A 15,417-nucleotide genomic window follows, 5' to 3' on the forward strand; every position below is an offset into this window, starting at 1 on the left:
GTTCGTCCGGCGTTCGCCCGGGAGCCACGTCGGCGTCGCCCGCCCCGCGTACCGTCGGCGCCCGTGACCAGCCGTACGGCGAACGCCGAGGTACGCGCGCTGCGCCGGATCGGCGACACCGCCCCGCACAGCGCCTTCACCGACCTGGTCCGGCACGGCGGTGGCTGGTTCTGCGCGTTCCGGGAGGGCCGGTCGCACCTCTCCGACGACGGCGTCCTGCGGATCCTGACCTCCCCGGACGGTCGTGACTGGGCTCCGGCGGCGCTGCTCGCCCAGTCCGGCGCCGACCTGCGCGACCCGCGCTTCGTGGTGCGTCCCGACGGGCGGCTGCAACTGCTCGCCGCCGCGGCGACCGGCGCGCCGAAACGCTTCCACACGGTGGCCTGGCTCAGCGACGACGGGCACCGGTGGGACGGGCCCCGGCCGGTCGGCGAGCCGGGGATCTGGGTCTGGCGGGCCGCCTGGCACGGCGACGTGATGTACGGCGTCGGCTACGCCACCCGGGAACCCAGGTTCGTCCGGCTCTACCGCAGCGAGGACGGCCTCGACCTGCGACCGGTGGTGCGAACGCTCTTCGAGGGCGGCTATCCGAACGAGTCCGGGCTGGTCTTCGACCCGGACGGCACGGCCACCTGCCTGCTGCGACGCGACGGCGGCACGGCCACCGCCCAACTCGGCCGGGCCCGTCCGCCCTACCGGGAGTGGACCTGGACCGACCTCGGGGTGCGGGTGGGCGGTCCGGCGCTGCACCGGCTGCCCGACGGCACACTCGTCGCCGGGGTACGCCGGCACGACGGCGAGGTGCGGACCGCGATCTGCGCGGTCGACGTAGCGCAGGGCCGGCTGCGCGAGTTGGTGGCGCTGCCCTCAGCTGGCGACTCCAGCTACCCCGGCCTGGCCTGGCACGACGACCGCCTCTGGGTCAGCTACTACTCCTCGCACGAGGGACGCAGCTGCGTCTACCTGGCCGAGGTGGCGCTCTTCCCCGCCCTGCGCCGGGTCTGACCACGAGGGGCCCACGACCGAGGTCGGGTCCACGACGGCGGCGGGGTTCACGACGGGGATGCGCAGCCGGTGCTCGGCGGGTGGCCGCCCGGCGGGGTCGGTCAGCGAGTGCAGCGGGCCGGTCATGGATTCGCCACCGTCCACCATCCAACGTCGACAGGACCGCCGGAGCGGCCCAGGGATTGCCTGCCTTGGGGTACTCGGGAACCGTAACGGCCGCGACAGGACCATTGCCACATGCAAATGGATAAGCGAGAAGGGCGACTGGCAGGATTGTCGCCGGGCCGCCGGACGGGCAGGATCGGATCCGTGTGTCGACGCTCGGTGAGGGAGGGATGACCCCTCAGTGAACCGGGGTCTGGGCGTGGATGTGGAAGCGCAGCGAACGGGCGTCGGTGAAGCACTCCCGCATCGGCCGGACCAGTTCGCGGTGTTCCGGGCTGCGTTCCCACGCCTCGAAGTCGGCCAGGCTGGCCCACTCGCTGGTGATCAGCCACTGCTCCGGGTCGGTCGACGAGCGGCACACCTGGTCGATCAGATGGCCGGGCACACCGCCGGCGACCAGGTGCCGGACCGCCTCGTACGCCCGCAGGAAGTCGTCGGTGCGCTCGGCGGGCACCCGGACCAGGAAGACCACGCGTCCCCGGTGCCGCCCCTGGTCCGGGCTGCCGGGCTCGCCCGCCCGCTCCTCGCACTGCGCTGCTGTCATCGATGCTCCCCTTCGTCCGGTGCCGCTCCCCGCAGCACCAGCGCGCTGTTGAATCCGTCGAAGCCCCGGGCGCAGACCAGCGCCACCCGGGTACGCGGGCGCCGTCGCTCGCGCAGGAAGTCCAGGTCGCAGCCCTCGGCGACGCGCTCCGGGCCGGCCGACGCGGGCAACGTGTCGTGTGCGAAGGCGAGCAGCGCGGTGGCCACGTCCAGCGCCGAGCCGCCCTGGTGGGCCCGCCCGGTCAACGCCTTGTGGGTGCTCACCGGCGGCGCCGTGCCGGCGAAGACCGCCCGCAGCGCGGTCGCCTCGGCGCGGTCGTAGCGGCGCACCCCGAGGGCGTCGGGCACCACCAGGTCCACCTCCTCCGGCTCGACCCCGGCCCGGCCCAGCGCCAGCCGCATCGCCCGGGCGTACTGGTGCGGGTCGCCGGCGGAGTCCGGCGAGGTGTGCGCGGCATCGTGGGTCGCGCCCCAGCCGGTCACCTCGCCATAGATGCGGGCGCCCCGGGCCATCGCGTGGCCGTGCTCCTCGACCACGAAGACCGCGCCACCCTCGGCCGGCAGGTAGCCGCTGGCCGAGGCGTCGAACGGCCGGTAGGCCCGCTCCGGGTCGGTCGCCTCGCTGAGCAGGCCCGAGCGCAGCTGGCAGGCCAGCGCGTACGGGCTCAGCGGGCACTCGGTCGCCCCGGCGAGCACCACGGAGGCACCGCGCCGGACGGTTCGCACGGCGTGGGCGAGGCTGTCCAGGCCGCCGGCCGACTCGGCCACCAGCACGCCGCACGGCCCCTTCGCCTGATGCCGGATGGAGAGTTGCCCGACGCTGGCCGCGTAGAACCAGGCGATCGACTGGTACGCCCCGACCGTGCGGGTCGGCGACGACCAGAGCCGTTGCAGTTCCCGCTGGCCGAACAGGTTGCCGCCGGAGGAGCTGGCCAGGGTCACCGCCCAGGCGTACGGATCGGGCGCCCGCTCGGGCAGACCGGCGTCCGCCAGCGCCAGCCCGGTGGCCGCGAACCCGAGGTGGGTCCAGCGGTCGGTCTGCACCAGGGCACGGTTGTCGGTGTACCGGGCCGGGTCGAAGTCCGCCACCTCGCCGCCGAGCCGGGCCGGGTAGCCGGTCGCGTCGAACAGGGTGATCGGGCCGGTGCGGCGCTGGCCGGCCAGCACGGTACGCCAGTGCGCCGCCGAACCGACGCCGCTGGGCGCGACCACCCCGATTCCGGTCACCACCGCCCGCCGCTCGCTCACGCCGGCCCTCCGCTTCGCTCCGCGCCGCCGTGAGGCACCACAACACCGCGCCAATGGTTCACTCGCTGCCGCTCGCTCACGCCGGCCCTCCGCTTCGCTCCAGGCCGCCGTGAGGCACCACAACACTGCGCCAATGGTTCACTCGCCGCCGCTCGCTCACGCGGTCACCTCCCGGGAGAGCCGGCGGAACAGCATCGCCGACTGGAAGCCGCCGAAACCGCTGCCGACCGAAAGCGCCACGTCCACCGGCACCTCCCGGGCCTCGTTGGGCACGTAGTCCAGGTCGCACTCCGGATCGCGGGTGGTCCAGTTGGCGGTCGGCGGCACCACCCCGTACTCGATGGCCAGGGCGCAGGCGGCCATCTCGATGGAGCCGATGGCGCCGAGCGAGTGCCCGACCATCGACTTGATCGAGCTGATCGGCACCCGGTACGCGGCCGGCCCGAAGGCCCGCTTGACCGCGGCCGTCTCGTGCCGGTCGTTCTGCCGGGTGCCCGAGCCGTGCGCGCTGACGTAGGAGACGGCCTCGGGCGCGAGCCGGGCCTGCCCGAGCGCGTCGGTGATGGCCAGCCCCATCTCCAGGCCGTCGGGGCGCAGCCCGGTCATGTGGTAGCCGTTGCTGCGGCTGGCGTAGCCGGCGACCTCGCAGTAGATGTGCGCGCCGCGCCGCCGGGCGTGCCCGGCCTCCTCCAGCACCAGCACCGCCGCCCCCTCGGCCAGCACGAAGCCGTGCCGGTCGGCGTCGAACGGCCGGCTGGCGTGCGCCGGATCGTCGTTGTCCGGGCTGGTGGCCTTGATGGCGTCGAAGGAGGCCACGGTGACCGGGGAGATCGGTGAGTCGGCGGCCCCGGCGAGCACGATGTCCGCCTCGCCGTCGGCGATGAGCTGGTGGGCGTACCCGATGGCGTCGATGCCCGAGGTGCAGCCGGTGGAGACGACCTGCGCCGGGCCGTGCAGGCCGTGCCGGCAGGCCACGTCGGCGGCCAGGCTGCTGGGCACCAGCGCCTGATAGAGGTACGGGCCGCCGAGCGCCGCGTCGACCAGCCAGTGCCGGCCGCTGTCGCTGACCGTCACGTACTCCTGTTCCAGCGCCATGGTGCCGCCGACCGCGGTGCCGAGCACGACACCGGCCCGGTCCCGCTCGGCGTCGGTGAGGTCGAGCCCGCTGTCCGCGACGGCCTCCGCCGCGCAGGCGAGCGCGAACTGCACATACCGGTCGGCGCGCTGGCGCTGCGCGGGGGTCAACCCGGCGGCGTCCGGGTCGAAGTCGCACTCGGCGGCGATCTGGGAGCGGAACGGCGACGGGTCGAAGAAGCTGATCCGTCGGGTCGCGGTACGTCCCTCGGTGATGCTCTTCCAGAACCGGTCCCGGGTGACGCCGCCGGGGGCGACCACCCCGATGCCGGTGACCACGGTGCGGCGGCCGGTCACGACCCGTCTCGCTGTTCGACCAGTTCGGTGTCGACGTGGCCGAGTTCCGGCCGGGGGGCCAGCGGGCCGAGGTGGAAGACCACCTCGGCGGGCAGGTGACCGGTGTTGCGCAGGCGGTGCCGGACGTTACGGGCCACGAAGAGCGCCTCGCCGGCCGCCAGCGGCACCGGCTCGTCGTCGAGGTCGACGGTGATCGCGCCCCGGGCGAGGTAGAGGAACTCCTCGCTGTACGGGTGGTAGTGCTCGGCGATCCGCTCGCCGGGCGCCATGGTGGCCACGCCCATGAAGCCGGAGGTGCTGCCGACGGTGCGCGGGCCGAGCAGGACGCGCAGCTCGCCGCCGCGGCGGCGGTCCGCGGGCACGTCCCGGGCGGCCACCAGGGCCAGGTCACTCATTGTCGCCTCCCGTCGGGTCCGCGCTGACCGCGGCCGGTACGGCGGTCGCCACCAGCCGCTCGATGCGGTCCTTGATGACGCCCAGCTGCACCACGCTGTTGGTGTTGATCCGCTCGGTCATGCCGGCGTTGTCCACCGGCGCGGTCGGTTTCATGGCGAAGTCCTGCACCCAGGTCATCCGGATGCCCTCCGGTTCCTCGGTGTAGCTCCAGTGGATGTCCATGTACTCGAACGGCCCGGTCTCCACCCGGCGGGCCCGTACCTGCCGGGTGGCCGGGTCGGCGGTGCGTTCGCTGACCCAGCTCCAGGCCACCCCGTTCTCGTCGGGATGCATGGTGAGCCGGAACCGGACGGTGTCGCCGTCGCGGTCGAGGATGTCGGCCCGGGCGTACTCGGTGAACAGGTCGGGCCAGCCGGCCACGTCGTTGGTGACGGACCAGACCAGCTCCAGCGGCGCGGCGATCACCACGCTGTTCTCGGTGTGCCCCGGCGGGTCGGCGCGGCGGGCCACGAGATCGGCCACGGCGGGGATGCTCAGCTGGGCCGCCTGCTCCGGGATGCTCACCCGCCACCGGTCGGCGACGACGGCGGAGAGTTCGAGCAGCGCCAGCGAGTCCATCCCCAGTTCCTCCAGGGAGGCGGCCGGCGCGCGGGCGGCGGCGTCCGGGTCCAGCCCGCAGTTGGTCACCAGGATGTCGGTGATCTCCGTGGTCAGCGAACGGCCGTCGGTGACGGTCATCGGGTCCTCCTCGGTTCTCCGGGGTTGGCTGCGTTGAGTAGCCGGTCGACCAGGCCGGTGGTGTAGCGCCCCTTGCGAAAGTCGGCGTCGTCGAGCACCCGCCGGACGAACGGGATGGTGGTCCGCACCCCGGGTCCGGAGATCTCGAACTCACCGAGGGCGCGTTCCAGCCGGTTCAGGGCCAGCTCCCGGTCCGGGGCCCAGACCGCGACCTTGGCCAGCAGCGAGTCGTAGTACGGGCCGACCAGGTAACCGGCGTGGCCGTGGGTGTCGACCCGGGTGAACGGGCCGCCGGGCGGGACGAAACGGTCCAGCCGGCCGGGGGCGGGGGCGAAGCCACGGTCCGGGTCCTCCACGTTGACCCGGCACTCGACGGCCACCCCGGTGAGCCGGATGTCCTGCTGTCGCCAGCGCAGCGGCACCCCCGCGGCGACGTGGAACTGCTCGTGCACCAGGTCGATCCCGGTGACCATCTCGGTCACCGGGTGCTCGACCTGGATCCGGCAGTTGATCTCCAGGAAGTGGAACCGCTCCTCGGCGTCCACCAGGAACTCCACCGTCCCGGCGCCGGTGAACCCCACGTCGAGCGCGCCGCGCAGGGCGGCCTGCGCGATGGCGTCCAGGGTCGCCGGGGCGAGCGCGGGCGCCTCCTCGATCAGCTTCTGGTGCCGGCGCTGCACCGAGCAGTCCCGGGTGCCCAGGTGCACGCCGTTGCCGTGGGAGTCGCAGAGCAGTTGCACCTCGACGTGCCGGGCGTCGGTCAGGTACCGCTCGACGTACACCCGGTCGTCGCCGAAGGCGACCTGGGCGGCGGCGCGGGTGCGCGCGTACGCCCGGGGTAGTTCCGCCGGGGAGCGCACCACGGTCATCCCCCGCCCGCCGCCGCCGGCCGCCGCCTTGACGATCACCGGGTAGCCCACCTCGGCGGCGACCGCCGCGGCCTCGGCGGCGGTCGGCACCGGCTGCACGGCGCCCGGCGGCAGGGGCAGCCCGGCGCGGCGCATCAGCGCCCGCGCGGAGGACTTGTCGGCCAGCGCGGCCATCACCTGCGGGGACGGGCCGACGAAGGTCAGCCCGTTGTCCGCGCAGATCTCGGCGAAGTCGGCGTCCTCGGAGAGGAAGCCGTAGCCGGGGTGCACCGCCTGCGCGCCGACCTTGCGGGCCGCCTCGACGACGGCGGCGGCGTTGAGGTAGCTGCGCCGGCTGGCCGAGGGGCCGATCCGGACGGCCTCGTCGGCCAGCCGCACCGCGGCCGAGTCGGCGTCCGCCGTGGAGTAGACCACCGCGGTACGGATGCCCAGCTCGCGACAGGCCCGCAGGACCCGCAGCGCGATCTCGCCGCGGTTGGCGATCAGGACCTTCTCGAACATCGGTCACCACCTCAGGCGGGGTCCAGGGCGACCAGCGGCTGGTCGTACTCCACCGGCTGGCCGTCGGCCACCAGCACCTCGGCCACCCGGCCGGCCCGGTCGGCCGTGATCTCGTTCAACAGCTTCATCGCCTCGACGATCCCGACGACCTGCCCCGGCCGGACCGGGTCGCCGACGGAGACGAAGGGCGTCGCGCCGGGCTCCGCCGCCCGGTAGAAGGTGCCGACCATGGGCGAGCGCACGGCCGTCCGGAGCGGGGCCGCGCCACTGGCCGGACCGCCGGCAGCGCTGGCCGGCTCGTGGCCCGGTGCGGCCACGGCGGCGGGTACGGCCACCGTGGCGGGTCCGGCGGCGACCGGGCCGGGCTCGGCCGGGTGGTGCCACTCCACCACCAGCTCGGCGTCCCCGGCCCGCAGTCGCAGGCGGCGCAGCGGGCCGGCGAGTTCGGCGACGAGCTGCCGGGCGTGCCAACGCAGCCCGCTGAGCGCCGCCTCGGCGCCGGCGCGCGGAACCGGCGTCGTCTCCCCGGTCCGCGCTGCCGACGTCGTCTCCACGTGTTGCGGGATCGATGCCGTCACCAGGTGCGGCGGGGCCGGCGTCGTCTCCGCATGCCGTGGCACCGGTGTCGTCGCCACCTGCCGCGGTGCCGGCGCGGCGGCCGGAGGCCGGGGAAGGTCGACCGGCGTGGACGCCGGCTCGGCCGGGATCGGCGGCCGGACCACCGGGGCACCGGCGACCGTGGGCAGGGTGCCACCGCCCGCGCCGCTCACCGGGCACCCGCCCGGGCGCCGGCGCGGGCGGCGCCGAAGCGCCGGAAGCGTCGCCGGCGGTGCTGGACCAGGGCGCCGATCGGCACGTCGAGCAGGGGCAGCAGGTTCGCCAGCACCGCCTCGCGGACCGCGCGGGCGGTGGCCTCCGGATCGTCGGCCGCCGAGCCGGTCGGCTCGGGCACCACCTCGTCGACGATGCCGAGCCGGCACAGGTCGGGGGCGGTCAGCCGCAGCGCCCGGGCCGCCTGCGGTGCGGCCGTACGCCCCGGCCAGAGGATGGCGGCGCAGCCCTCCGGGCTGATCACCGAATAGACGGCGTGCTGGAGCATCAGCACCCGGTCGGCGACCGCCAGGGCCAGCGCGCCGCCGCTGCCGCCCTCGCCGGTGACCACCGCGACGACCGGGGTGGGCAGCATGCTCAGGGCCAGGATGTTCTCCGCGATGGCCGCGGCCTGGCCGTGCTCCTCCGCGTCGATGCCCGGGTCCGCGCCGGGGGTGTCGACCAGGGTCACCACGGGCAGGCCGAGGCGGGCGGCGAGGCGCATCAGCCGCAGCGCCTTGCGGTGCCCGGCCGGGGTGGCCATGCCGAAGTTGCGGGTCACCAGTTCGGCGCTGGTGTGCCCCTTCTGGTGGCCGATCACCATGAGGTGCCGACCGTCGAGCCGGGCCAGCCCGCCGACGATCGCCGGGCAGTCGCCGCCGAGCCGGTCGCCGTGCAGCTCGGTGAAGCCGTCGAAGGCGGTCTCCAGGTAGTCCAACGTGGTCGGTCGGCGCGGGTGCCGGGCCAGCCGTACGGTCTCCCAGGCGTCCCGGGCCGCCACCTCGGCGGGCGGCGGATCCGGCCGCGGGTCCGGCGGCCGGGCGACCGGCCGGGCTGGTGGGTGCACCGGCGCGCCGGACCGCGGGCGGCGCGCGCCGCCCGCCGCGGCGAGCACCGCCACCAGCCGGGCCCGCAGCGCGTGACGCGGCACCACCATGTCCACCTGGCCGTGGCGCAGCAGGAACTCGGCGGTCTGGAAGCCGTCCGGCAGGCTGCGGCCGGTGACCTGGCGGATCACCCGGGGGCCGGCGAAGCCCATCCGGGCGCCGCTCTCGGCGAGCACCAGGTCCGTGCAGGTGGCGAAGGAGGCGGCCACTCCGCCGTAGGTGGGATCGGTCAGCACGCTGACGGTGAGCAGCCCGGCCTCCCGCAGGGCGGCGATCGCCTGGCTGACGGTGGCCATCTGCATCAGCGACAGGGCGCCCTCCTGCATCCGGGCGCCCCCGGAGGCGGTGACCAGGATCAGCGGGACGCCCGCGTCGAGCGCCTGCTCGGCGGTACGGGTGATCAGCTCGCCGACGGCGCAGCCGAGGCTGCCGCCGAGGAACCGGAAGTCCATCACCGCCAGCGCACAGCGGAACCGGCCGATGGTGGCGGTGCCGCAGAGCACCGCCTCCGCCAGCCCGGTGTCGGCGCGGGCGGCGGTGAGCCGGTGCGGGTACGGCAGCACGTCGACGAAGCCGATCGGGTCCACCTCGACCGCGCGGTCGGGCAGCGGCTGGAACGACGACGGGTCGACCAGCTGGCGGACCCGCTCGGGGGCGGCGAGCCGGGTGTGCCGTCCGCACTCGGGGCAGACGTCGAGGTTGCGCCGCAGCCGCTTGCGGTACAGCAGGGTGGCGCAGCCGCCGCAGCGCGACCAGAGCGCCTCTGCGGCCGACGCGGTGGCGGTCACGGACGCCCTCCGTCGAAGCGGTAGAAGCAGCGGGCCATCGCGTCCCGGGGCGAGCGCCAGGTCGGCAGGTACGGCGTGACGTAGGGGCGCAGCCGCGCGCTGACCCGCGCGAACTCCGGATGCTCCCGGGCCGCCTCCACCGCGCCGTCGCCCGGCGAGTCGGTCTCCAACAGGTGCACGTACAGGTCGTGCAGCCGGTACAGCGACCGGTGCCGCACGCCCACCAGGTGGGGCAGCTCGGTCGTGTCGGACTCGGCGAAGATCTCGGCGACCGCGGCCTCGGCAGTCGGGACCACCTTCGCGACGATCAGGGTTCGGTCCATGCTGGTTCTCCCCCTCGGGCCGGTGGCGGCACCACCGGACGCGCCCGGACGACTGCCGACACGATGCCGGGCCCGGCGTCACCCGAGCGTCACCGGCACCCCCTGCCGGGACGGCCCTCAGTGACGCTGCGTTGACGCAAACTGTGCCTCAGCTGAACGTAGCCTTTCCCCATGATCATCGAGATTGGGCAGTTCAGAACCGGTCTCATAGATGACGACCGGGTTACTTTACCGACATGAGCGTTGACCCAGAGTAACTGCTATTGATAATCTTCGCGGCGGTCAGACCCGGCACCGCACGCCCGCGTGCGACGGTCCAGCGAGTCGACAGTGGCGTCACGGCGGCCACGCCGGGACCCGGCCGAGACCCGCAGACGACGCGTTGCGCAGGGGGTGCCGCCGTGGCCGCCGATCCGCCCACGCCGACCACCGGCGAGCACCGGGACACCGAGGTACGGCTGCACCTGCTCGGCGGCTTCCGGCTGACCCACGGCGGCACGCCGGTGGTGGTCCCCCGCGGCCTGCAACGGGTCATCGCGCTGATCGGGCTGCGTCCCGACGCGACCCGCAGCCACCTCGCCGGGCTGCTCTGGCCGGAGGCCGCGGAGGAACGGGCGCTCTCCTCGCTACGGACCGCGCTGTGGCGGCTGCGCCAGGATCCGTACTGCCCGCTGACCACCACCGCCGACACCATCCGCCTCGCCCCCAGCGTGCGGGTCGACGTGGACCGGCTGGTCGACACGGCCGCCCGGATCCGTGACGGCCAGCCACCCGACGACACCGCGGAGGCGCTCGCCGCCGGCCGGCACGACCTGCTCCCCGGCTGGTACGACGACTGGGTGCTGGCCGACCGGGAACGGCTGCGCCAGCTCCGGCTGCACATGCTGGAGCAGATGGCCGGCCAGCACCTGACCGCCGGGCGGCACGGCGAGGCGCTGGAGGCGGCGCTGGAGGCGATGGCGGCCGAGCCGCTGCGTGAGACACCGCACCGGTTGGTGGTCCGCATCCACCTCGCCGAGGGCAACGCGTTCGAGGCGGTGCACGCCTTCTACGTCTACCGCGACCTCCTGCTGCGGGAGCTGCGGCTGGAGCCCTCGCCGGCGATGAGCGCGCTGCTCGACGAGACGCTCGAACCGATCCGGCGGGCCAGCCGGGCGGCGGCCGGACCGCCACGCCCCCCGGCCACCCGGACGCCGTTCCAGCGCCGTTGAGCCCGCGTCACCGGCACGACCGGCCGCGTTGACGGGCAGGTGACAGGCGCCCGGACAGGGTGGTCCGGGAAAACGGTCCGTGACCCGGCAGACGTCCGGGCCGGATCACCGGTGAGAGGGGGTCCAATGAGCCGTCTAGTTATCGTCAGCAGGATCATTCCGGGCGCGGAGGGTCGGGTGGCGCAGATTTTCACCGAGTCCGACGCGACCGAGCTGCCCGGCCTGACCGGGGTACGTCACCGGTCCCTGTACTGCCTGCACGACCTGTGCGTACACCTGATGGAGACCGACGACGTCGGCGCGGACGCCCTCGCGGCGGCCCGCAACCACCCGCTGTACCTCCAGGTCAACGAGCGGCTCTCCGCCCACACCTCGCCGTACCTGCCGACCTGGCGCTCGCCGCGCGACGCGATCGCCACCTGCTTCTACCGGTGGGACGCCGCGGACGTGCCGGCGCCGCGCGTGGCCGGCTGACGGGAGACGCCGTGGCCCCCCGACCACCGCACGTCCTGGTCATCGGCGCCGGCACCGGCGGCCTCTGCCTGGCGCACGGGCTGCGCCGGGCCGGGATCAGCGTCGCCGTCTACGAACGGCACCGCACCCGGGCCGACGGGCTGCTCGGCTACCGGGTGGGCATCGGCCCCACCGGTAGCCGGGCGCTGCGCGACTGCCTGCCCCCGGAGCTGTTCGACATCTACCTGACCACCTGCGCCCGCTCCCCCCGCTACTTCAACGTGCTCAGCCAGCGGATGCAGCACACGGCGTCGTTCCCGCTGCGGCCGGACACCCACCCGGTCGACACCGAGCGGTCGGTGGCCCGGATGACGCTGCGCCAGGTGCTGCTGACCGGCATGGAGGACGTGGTGCGCTTCGACCGCACCTTCACCCGGTACGAGCAGCACGACGACGGCACGGTCACCGCCCACTTCGCCGACGGCGGCACCGCCACCGGTGACCTGCTGGTGGCGGCGGACGGCACGCACTCCGCGGTCCGCCGCCAGTACCTGCCGCACGCGGTGATCCGGGACGCCGGCACCATCAACATCGCCACCCGGATCCCGCTCACCGACCGCACCCGGGCCCTGCTGCCGGAGACCGTCCAGCGGGGCATCTCGCTGATCTTCGGCACCGGGGGCGTGATGGGCGTGCTGCACGTGATGGAGTTCAAGTGGGACCGTGACGGCCGGCCCAAACCGGGGGTCGCCGACGACGACGCGGCACTGCTCTCCAGCTGGCCCGGCCTGCGCCACGACACCACCCGCGACAACATCAACCTGGTCGTCTGGAGCGCCGCACGCCGGTTTCCACCGGACGTGATGCGGCGCCGCGGCGCGGAGCTGATCCAGGTGGCCCTGACGCTGACCGGCAACTGGCATCCGCGGCTGCGGGAACTGCTCAGCCAGGCCGACCCGGAGAGCGCGTTGCCGATCCGGGTGTCCACCTCGGAGCCGGTGCCGCCGTGGAAGAGCAGCACGGTCACCCTGCTCGGTGACGCGATCCACACCATGACCCCGGGCCGGGGCGTGGGCGCCAACACCGCGCTGCGCGACGCCAACCTGCTGCGCCGGCAGCTGATCCTCGCCGCCGTCGGGGAGAAGACGCTGGTGCAGGCGGTGGCCGACTACGAGGCGGCGATGGTGCCGTACGGCTTCGCCCGGGTGGCCGACTCGCTCAACCGCAGCGGCACCAGCGGCGACGACCGCATGTACCAGCCGCTCTTCGGACGACTCGCGTTGCTCGGCGCCCGGGGGTACTTCCGGGTCACCAGCCGGGTACCGCGCCTACGGCGCAAGTTCGTCGACGACTTCTACACCTACCGGGGAGAGCGGGACTGACCCCTCGCACCACGCCCCCGGCGCCCGCCCGGCGCCGGGGGCGTCGGCGTGCGCTCCCGGTCCACACCGTCCGTTCCGTGCCGGGCACCGGCCGTAGCCCCCGGCCCGCCGACCCGAGCTGTAACAGAGCCTGCCTGTCGCGCCGTCCACGCGTGTGCAAAGCTGCGGCGAGTTTTTCTCGTGACGATTCGGACGTGACCTTCAGGGAGGTTTGCCGTGGCGGAGTCCTCTGGCATCTGGCTGATACTGATCGTGGTGCTGCTGGCCGGCCTGGTGGCGGGCTGGCTGTTGCTCCGCGGCCGGCGGGACGAGCCCTCCGCGCCGAGCGGGGCGGCGAGCAGCCCGGCCACGGAGGCGACCGGGCCGGCGCCGGCCGCCAGCACCGTGACCGAGCAGCCCGACACCGCCGCCGAGCCGGCGTCCACCACGGTGCCCGCAACCACCGAGCCGGTGGACGCCGAGCCCGTGGACGCCGAGCCCGCAATCACCGAGCCCGCAACCACCGAGTCCGTGGACGCCGAGCCCGAGCCGGAGACCGTGGAGCCGAAGCCGGTGGCGGCCGAGCCGGTAGCTGCCGCCGCCGAGCCGGTAGCCGCTGCCGCCGGGCCGGTGGAGGCCGACATCGCGGGCGACGATGCGGTGCCGGCCGCCGCCGAGCCGGTCGCGGCGAGCGCCGAGCCGGAGCCGGTGTCCGTCCCCGATGGACCGGTGGCGGACCCGACCACGCCGGCCCGGCCGGCCGTCGCCACCCCGCCGGTACGCTCCAAGACGTCCCCCGAAGCGGCTCCGGTTCCGGCCACCGTGCCGGCCGGTGACGCCGCCGACGACTTCCGGCGGATCCAGGGCGTCGGGCCGAAGATGGCGGCCGCCCTCCAGGAGGCCGGCATCCGGACCTACGGGCAGCTGGCGGAGCTGGACGAGACGGCGCTGCGGGACACCATTCGGAATGCCGGGCTGCGGGCCACCGCCAGCCTGGCCACCTGGCCGCAGCAGGCGAAGGTGCTGGCCGCCCAGGCCGGCGACAACGCCTGACCAACCGGGCTCTCGGTGCGGGTGTGGCCAGCCTGGCAACCCCCGCGCCGAGGGCTTGGTGCAGCATCCCCGTTGCGGCTACGGGTGTACAGGCAGCTTCGGTGTGAACTCACGGCGGGCCGGTTGGATCGGGATCGACACGAGGTCAGACGGCCCGCTGAGGCGCTTCTCGGCCTGGTTCGGCTGGCACGGTTGTTGTACTTCACTGCTGTACTCCTCTACCGGGTGTAACGCTGCTCAGCCGACCCCGAGCGTGGCAGCGAGCTTCGCGATCGTGGTCGGGGCGCGCGGGTCGCGGGCAACCTCGGCAAGGATGTCCCGGACGGCCGGCCGACACGTGATCTCGGCTGGTGCGGTGCGCTCGGCCTCGGTCAGCATGCGAGCGGCGTTGCCCGTGTCCCCGGCGTGCAGGTAGGCGCGGGCGACGTCGAGGAGGTGCGCGGCGCGGTGTTCGGCGGGCAGCCACCGCCAGGCGGCCCGCGCAGTGGCCTTCTCATGCCAGGCGATCGCGCCCTGCGCGTCGCCGGCTTCAACGGCTGCGGTGACGCGGGCCAGGTCGACGGCGGTGGGACCGAAGCCGGTGCGGTGGTGGTCGTACCCGTCGCCGACTCGCTCTGCCATGCCGTCGGCCTCGTCGAGCAGTTCGCGGGCAGCGGCCTCGTTCCCGTCCTGCGCCGCCGCCAAGCCGGCTTGAATGAGCAGGGCTCCGCACAGGGACAGCTCCGCCGGCCTGCCGTGCTCGACAACAGGCGGGGCAATCCGGTACGCGGCACCGAGCGTCACCGCCTTCGCCTCCCGCGCACGGCCGAACGCGCGCAACACCTGACCGAGCTGCACGGCCGCGGCGGCCACCAACTTCCGGTCACCGGTGGCCGCGAGCATCGCTCGATCCACCGCCAACCACGCCAACTCGGCGTCACCGAGCTTGACCAACAGCGCGGCAATGATCCGGTACGCCTCCACCAACGACTCCCGGCCCGGTTCCGGAGCCTCGGCGTGGGTACGCTGCGCGTTGGCAAGGAGGGTGGGTGCCAAGTCGATCACCTGCGGATAGCGGGCGTGCTGGAACGTCGTCCACGCGTACCCCACATCCCGCGACATCCGGTCCACCGGCACCACCGGTCCACCTCCCGGCTTACCCAACGGGATCTCGTAGCGAGACAGCGCCGCCCTGATCCGCCCGACGCCATCACCCCGACTCGCCACCTCGACCGGTGCGACGTCTTGGCCGACCAGCGCGGCGGCATCGATACGAAGCACGCGGGCGATCTCCTGAAGCGTCGAGAGCTTGTCCAACGACCGGACGCCGCGCTCGACCTTGTCGACCCAACTCTTCGACTTACCGAGCCGGTCGGCGAACACCTGCTGCGACAGCTTCCGCCGACCCCGCCAGTACGCCACCCGCCGCCCCACCGGCAACAGCTCAACGCCGCCCACGATGCCACCGCCGATCCGGCACCGCCCGGGTGGTCTCCTCCACCGGAATGCGATCCGCCTCCGCCTCAGCCAGCAGACGACGCTTCGCCGCCTCGCGCTCGGCCGCCTGGATCTGCTCACCCCGGCTGACCGCCGGCTCGTCACCCTTACCCGGCATTCTTTACCTCCGCCCGTAGGAAGCGGCGGCACCCTGACCGT

General features: G+C 74.2%; 16 protein-coding genes. 5 read left to right on the plus strand and 11 right to left on the minus strand.

Annotated elements, in window-relative coordinates:
* Window positions 1–63 precede the first annotated feature (63 nt).
* Window positions 64–1,005, plus strand: coding sequence for an exo-alpha-sialidase (locus ACQPYA_RS20745; protein ID WP_433528761.1), 942 nt, complete (start codon window positions 64–66; stop codon window positions 1,003–1,005).
* Between the two features lie 343 nt (window positions 1,006–1,348).
* Here the strand turns inward: ACQPYA_RS20745 and ACQPYA_RS20750 are convergent, their stop codons facing one another.
* The 9 genes from ACQPYA_RS20750 to ACQPYA_RS20790 form a co-directional block, all read right to left on the minus strand.
* Window positions 1,349–1,714 carry an antibiotic biosynthesis monooxygenase family protein gene (locus ACQPYA_RS20750; protein WP_433528762.1) on the minus strand — a complete coding sequence of 122 codons (366 nt, stop codon included), beginning with the start codon at window positions 1,712–1,714 and terminating at the stop codon, window positions 1,349–1,351.
* Window positions 1,711–2,961, minus strand: a complete 1,251-nt coding sequence (locus ACQPYA_RS20755) for a beta-ketoacyl synthase N-terminal-like domain-containing protein (RefSeq protein WP_433528763.1) — start codon at window positions 2,959–2,961, stop codon at window positions 1,711–1,713. The genes ACQPYA_RS20750 and ACQPYA_RS20755 overlap by 4 nt, the downstream gene beginning before the upstream one ends.
* Window positions 2,962–3,117: 156 nt before the next feature.
* Window positions 3,118–4,392, minus strand: coding sequence for a beta-ketoacyl-[acyl-carrier-protein] synthase family protein (locus tag ACQPYA_RS20760; RefSeq protein WP_433528764.1), 1,275 nt, complete (start codon window positions 4,390–4,392; stop codon window positions 3,118–3,120).
* Entirely contained in the window at window positions 4,389–4,787 is a 399-nt protein-coding gene (locus ACQPYA_RS20765; RefSeq protein ID WP_433528765.1) for a cupin domain-containing protein, read from the minus strand. Before ACQPYA_RS20765 ends, ACQPYA_RS20760 begins: the two co-directional genes overlap by 4 nt.
* Window positions 4,780–5,526 (minus strand): SRPBCC family protein, encoded by a 747-nt coding sequence (locus ACQPYA_RS20770; protein WP_433528766.1) that lies wholly within the window; start codon window positions 5,524–5,526, stop codon window positions 4,780–4,782. Before ACQPYA_RS20770 ends, ACQPYA_RS20765 begins: the two co-directional genes overlap by 8 nt.
* The gene (locus tag ACQPYA_RS20775; RefSeq protein ID WP_433528767.1) at window positions 5,523–6,896 is read right to left on the minus strand and encodes an acetyl-CoA carboxylase biotin carboxylase subunit; all 1,374 of its coding nucleotides are present in this window, start codon (window positions 6,894–6,896) and stop codon (window positions 5,523–5,525) included. Before ACQPYA_RS20775 ends, ACQPYA_RS20770 begins: the two co-directional genes overlap by 4 nt.
* 11 nt (window positions 6,897–6,907) lie before the next feature.
* The gene (gene accB, locus ACQPYA_RS20780; protein ID WP_433533551.1) at window positions 6,908–7,450 is read right to left on the minus strand and encodes an acetyl-CoA carboxylase biotin carboxyl carrier protein; all 543 of its coding nucleotides are present in this window, start codon (window positions 7,448–7,450) and stop codon (window positions 6,908–6,910) included.
* A gap of 212 nt (window positions 7,451–7,662) precedes the next feature.
* Window positions 7,663–9,381: an acetyl-CoA carboxylase carboxyltransferase subunit alpha gene (locus tag ACQPYA_RS20785; protein ID WP_433528768.1), complete on the minus strand. Its 1,719-nt coding sequence runs from the start codon at window positions 9,379–9,381 to the stop codon at window positions 7,663–7,665.
* A complete protein-coding gene (locus tag ACQPYA_RS20790; protein ID WP_433528769.1) occupies window positions 9,378–9,704 on the minus strand; it encodes a TcmI family type II polyketide cyclase in 327 nt (108 codons plus the stop codon). Before ACQPYA_RS20790 ends, ACQPYA_RS20785 begins: the two co-directional genes overlap by 4 nt.
* Window positions 9,705–10,105: 401 nt before the next feature.
* Here ACQPYA_RS20790 and ACQPYA_RS20795 point away from each other — a divergent pair, with 401 nt between their 5' ends.
* The 4 genes from ACQPYA_RS20795 to ACQPYA_RS20810 all read left to right on the plus strand — a co-directional run bounded on the left by ACQPYA_RS20795 (window position 10,106) and on the right by ACQPYA_RS20810 (window position 13,782).
* Entirely contained in the window at window positions 10,106–10,915 is an 810-nt protein-coding gene (locus ACQPYA_RS20795; protein WP_433528770.1) for an AfsR/SARP family transcriptional regulator, read from the plus strand.
* A gap of 126 nt (window positions 10,916–11,041) precedes the next feature.
* Window positions 11,042–11,389 (plus strand): TcmI family type II polyketide cyclase, encoded by a 348-nt coding sequence (locus ACQPYA_RS20800; RefSeq protein WP_433528771.1) that lies wholly within the window; start codon window positions 11,042–11,044, stop codon window positions 11,387–11,389.
* An 11-nt stretch (window positions 11,390–11,400) separates the two neighbouring features.
* Window positions 11,401–12,750 carry an FAD-dependent oxidoreductase gene (locus ACQPYA_RS20805; RefSeq protein WP_433528772.1) on the plus strand — a complete coding sequence of 450 codons (1,350 nt, stop codon included), beginning with the start codon at window positions 11,401–11,403 and terminating at the stop codon, window positions 12,748–12,750.
* Between the two features lie 216 nt (window positions 12,751–12,966).
* Entirely contained in the window at window positions 12,967–13,782 is an 816-nt protein-coding gene (locus ACQPYA_RS20810; protein ID WP_433528773.1) for a hypothetical protein, read from the plus strand.
* 237 nt (window positions 13,783–14,019) lie between these two features.
* On the opposite strand, the gene ACQPYA_RS20815 is transcribed toward ACQPYA_RS20810, so the two are convergent.
* Window positions 14,020–15,219, minus strand: coding sequence for a helix-turn-helix domain-containing protein (locus ACQPYA_RS20815; protein ID WP_433528774.1), 1,200 nt, complete (start codon window positions 15,217–15,219; stop codon window positions 14,020–14,022).
* Entirely contained in the window at window positions 15,206–15,376 is a 171-nt protein-coding gene (locus ACQPYA_RS20820) for a hypothetical protein (protein ID WP_433528775.1), read from the minus strand. The genes ACQPYA_RS20815 and ACQPYA_RS20820 overlap by 14 nt, the downstream gene beginning before the upstream one ends.
* Window positions 15,377–15,417 lie beyond the last annotated feature (41 nt).

It is taken from the genome of Micromonospora sp. CA-263727, assembly GCF_050942455.1.
Classification (GTDB): domain Bacteria; phylum Actinomycetota; class Actinomycetes; order Mycobacteriales; family Micromonosporaceae; genus Micromonospora.

Bases quoted from the DNA above. Each gene is read 5' to 3' on its own strand.
- ACQPYA_RS20750 (WP_433528762.1), bottom strand. From the start codon at position 1,714: ATGACAGCAGCGCAGTGCGAGGAGCGGGCGGGCGAGCCCGGCAGCCCG.
- ACQPYA_RS20765 (WP_433528765.1), bottom strand. From the start codon at position 4,787: ATGAGTGACCTGGCCCTGGTGGCCGCCCGGGACGTGCCCGCGGACCGC.
- ACQPYA_RS20770 (WP_433528766.1), bottom strand. From the start codon at position 5,526: ATGACCGTCACCGACGGCCGTTCGCTGACCACGGAGATCACCGACATC.
- ACQPYA_RS20775 (WP_433528767.1), bottom strand. From the start codon at position 6,896: ATGTTCGAGAAGGTCCTGATCGCCAACCGCGGCGAGATCGCGCTGCGG.
- ACQPYA_RS20790 (WP_433528769.1), bottom strand. From the start codon at position 9,704: ATGGACCGAACCCTGATCGTCGCGAAGGTGGTCCCGACTGCCGAGGCC.
- ACQPYA_RS20800 (WP_433528771.1), top strand. From the start codon at position 11,042: ATGAGCCGTCTAGTTATCGTCAGCAGGATCATTCCGGGCGCGGAGGGT.
- ACQPYA_RS20820 (WP_433528775.1), bottom strand. From the start codon at position 15,376: ATGCCGGGTAAGGGTGACGAGCCGGCGGTCAGCCGGGGTGAGCAGATC.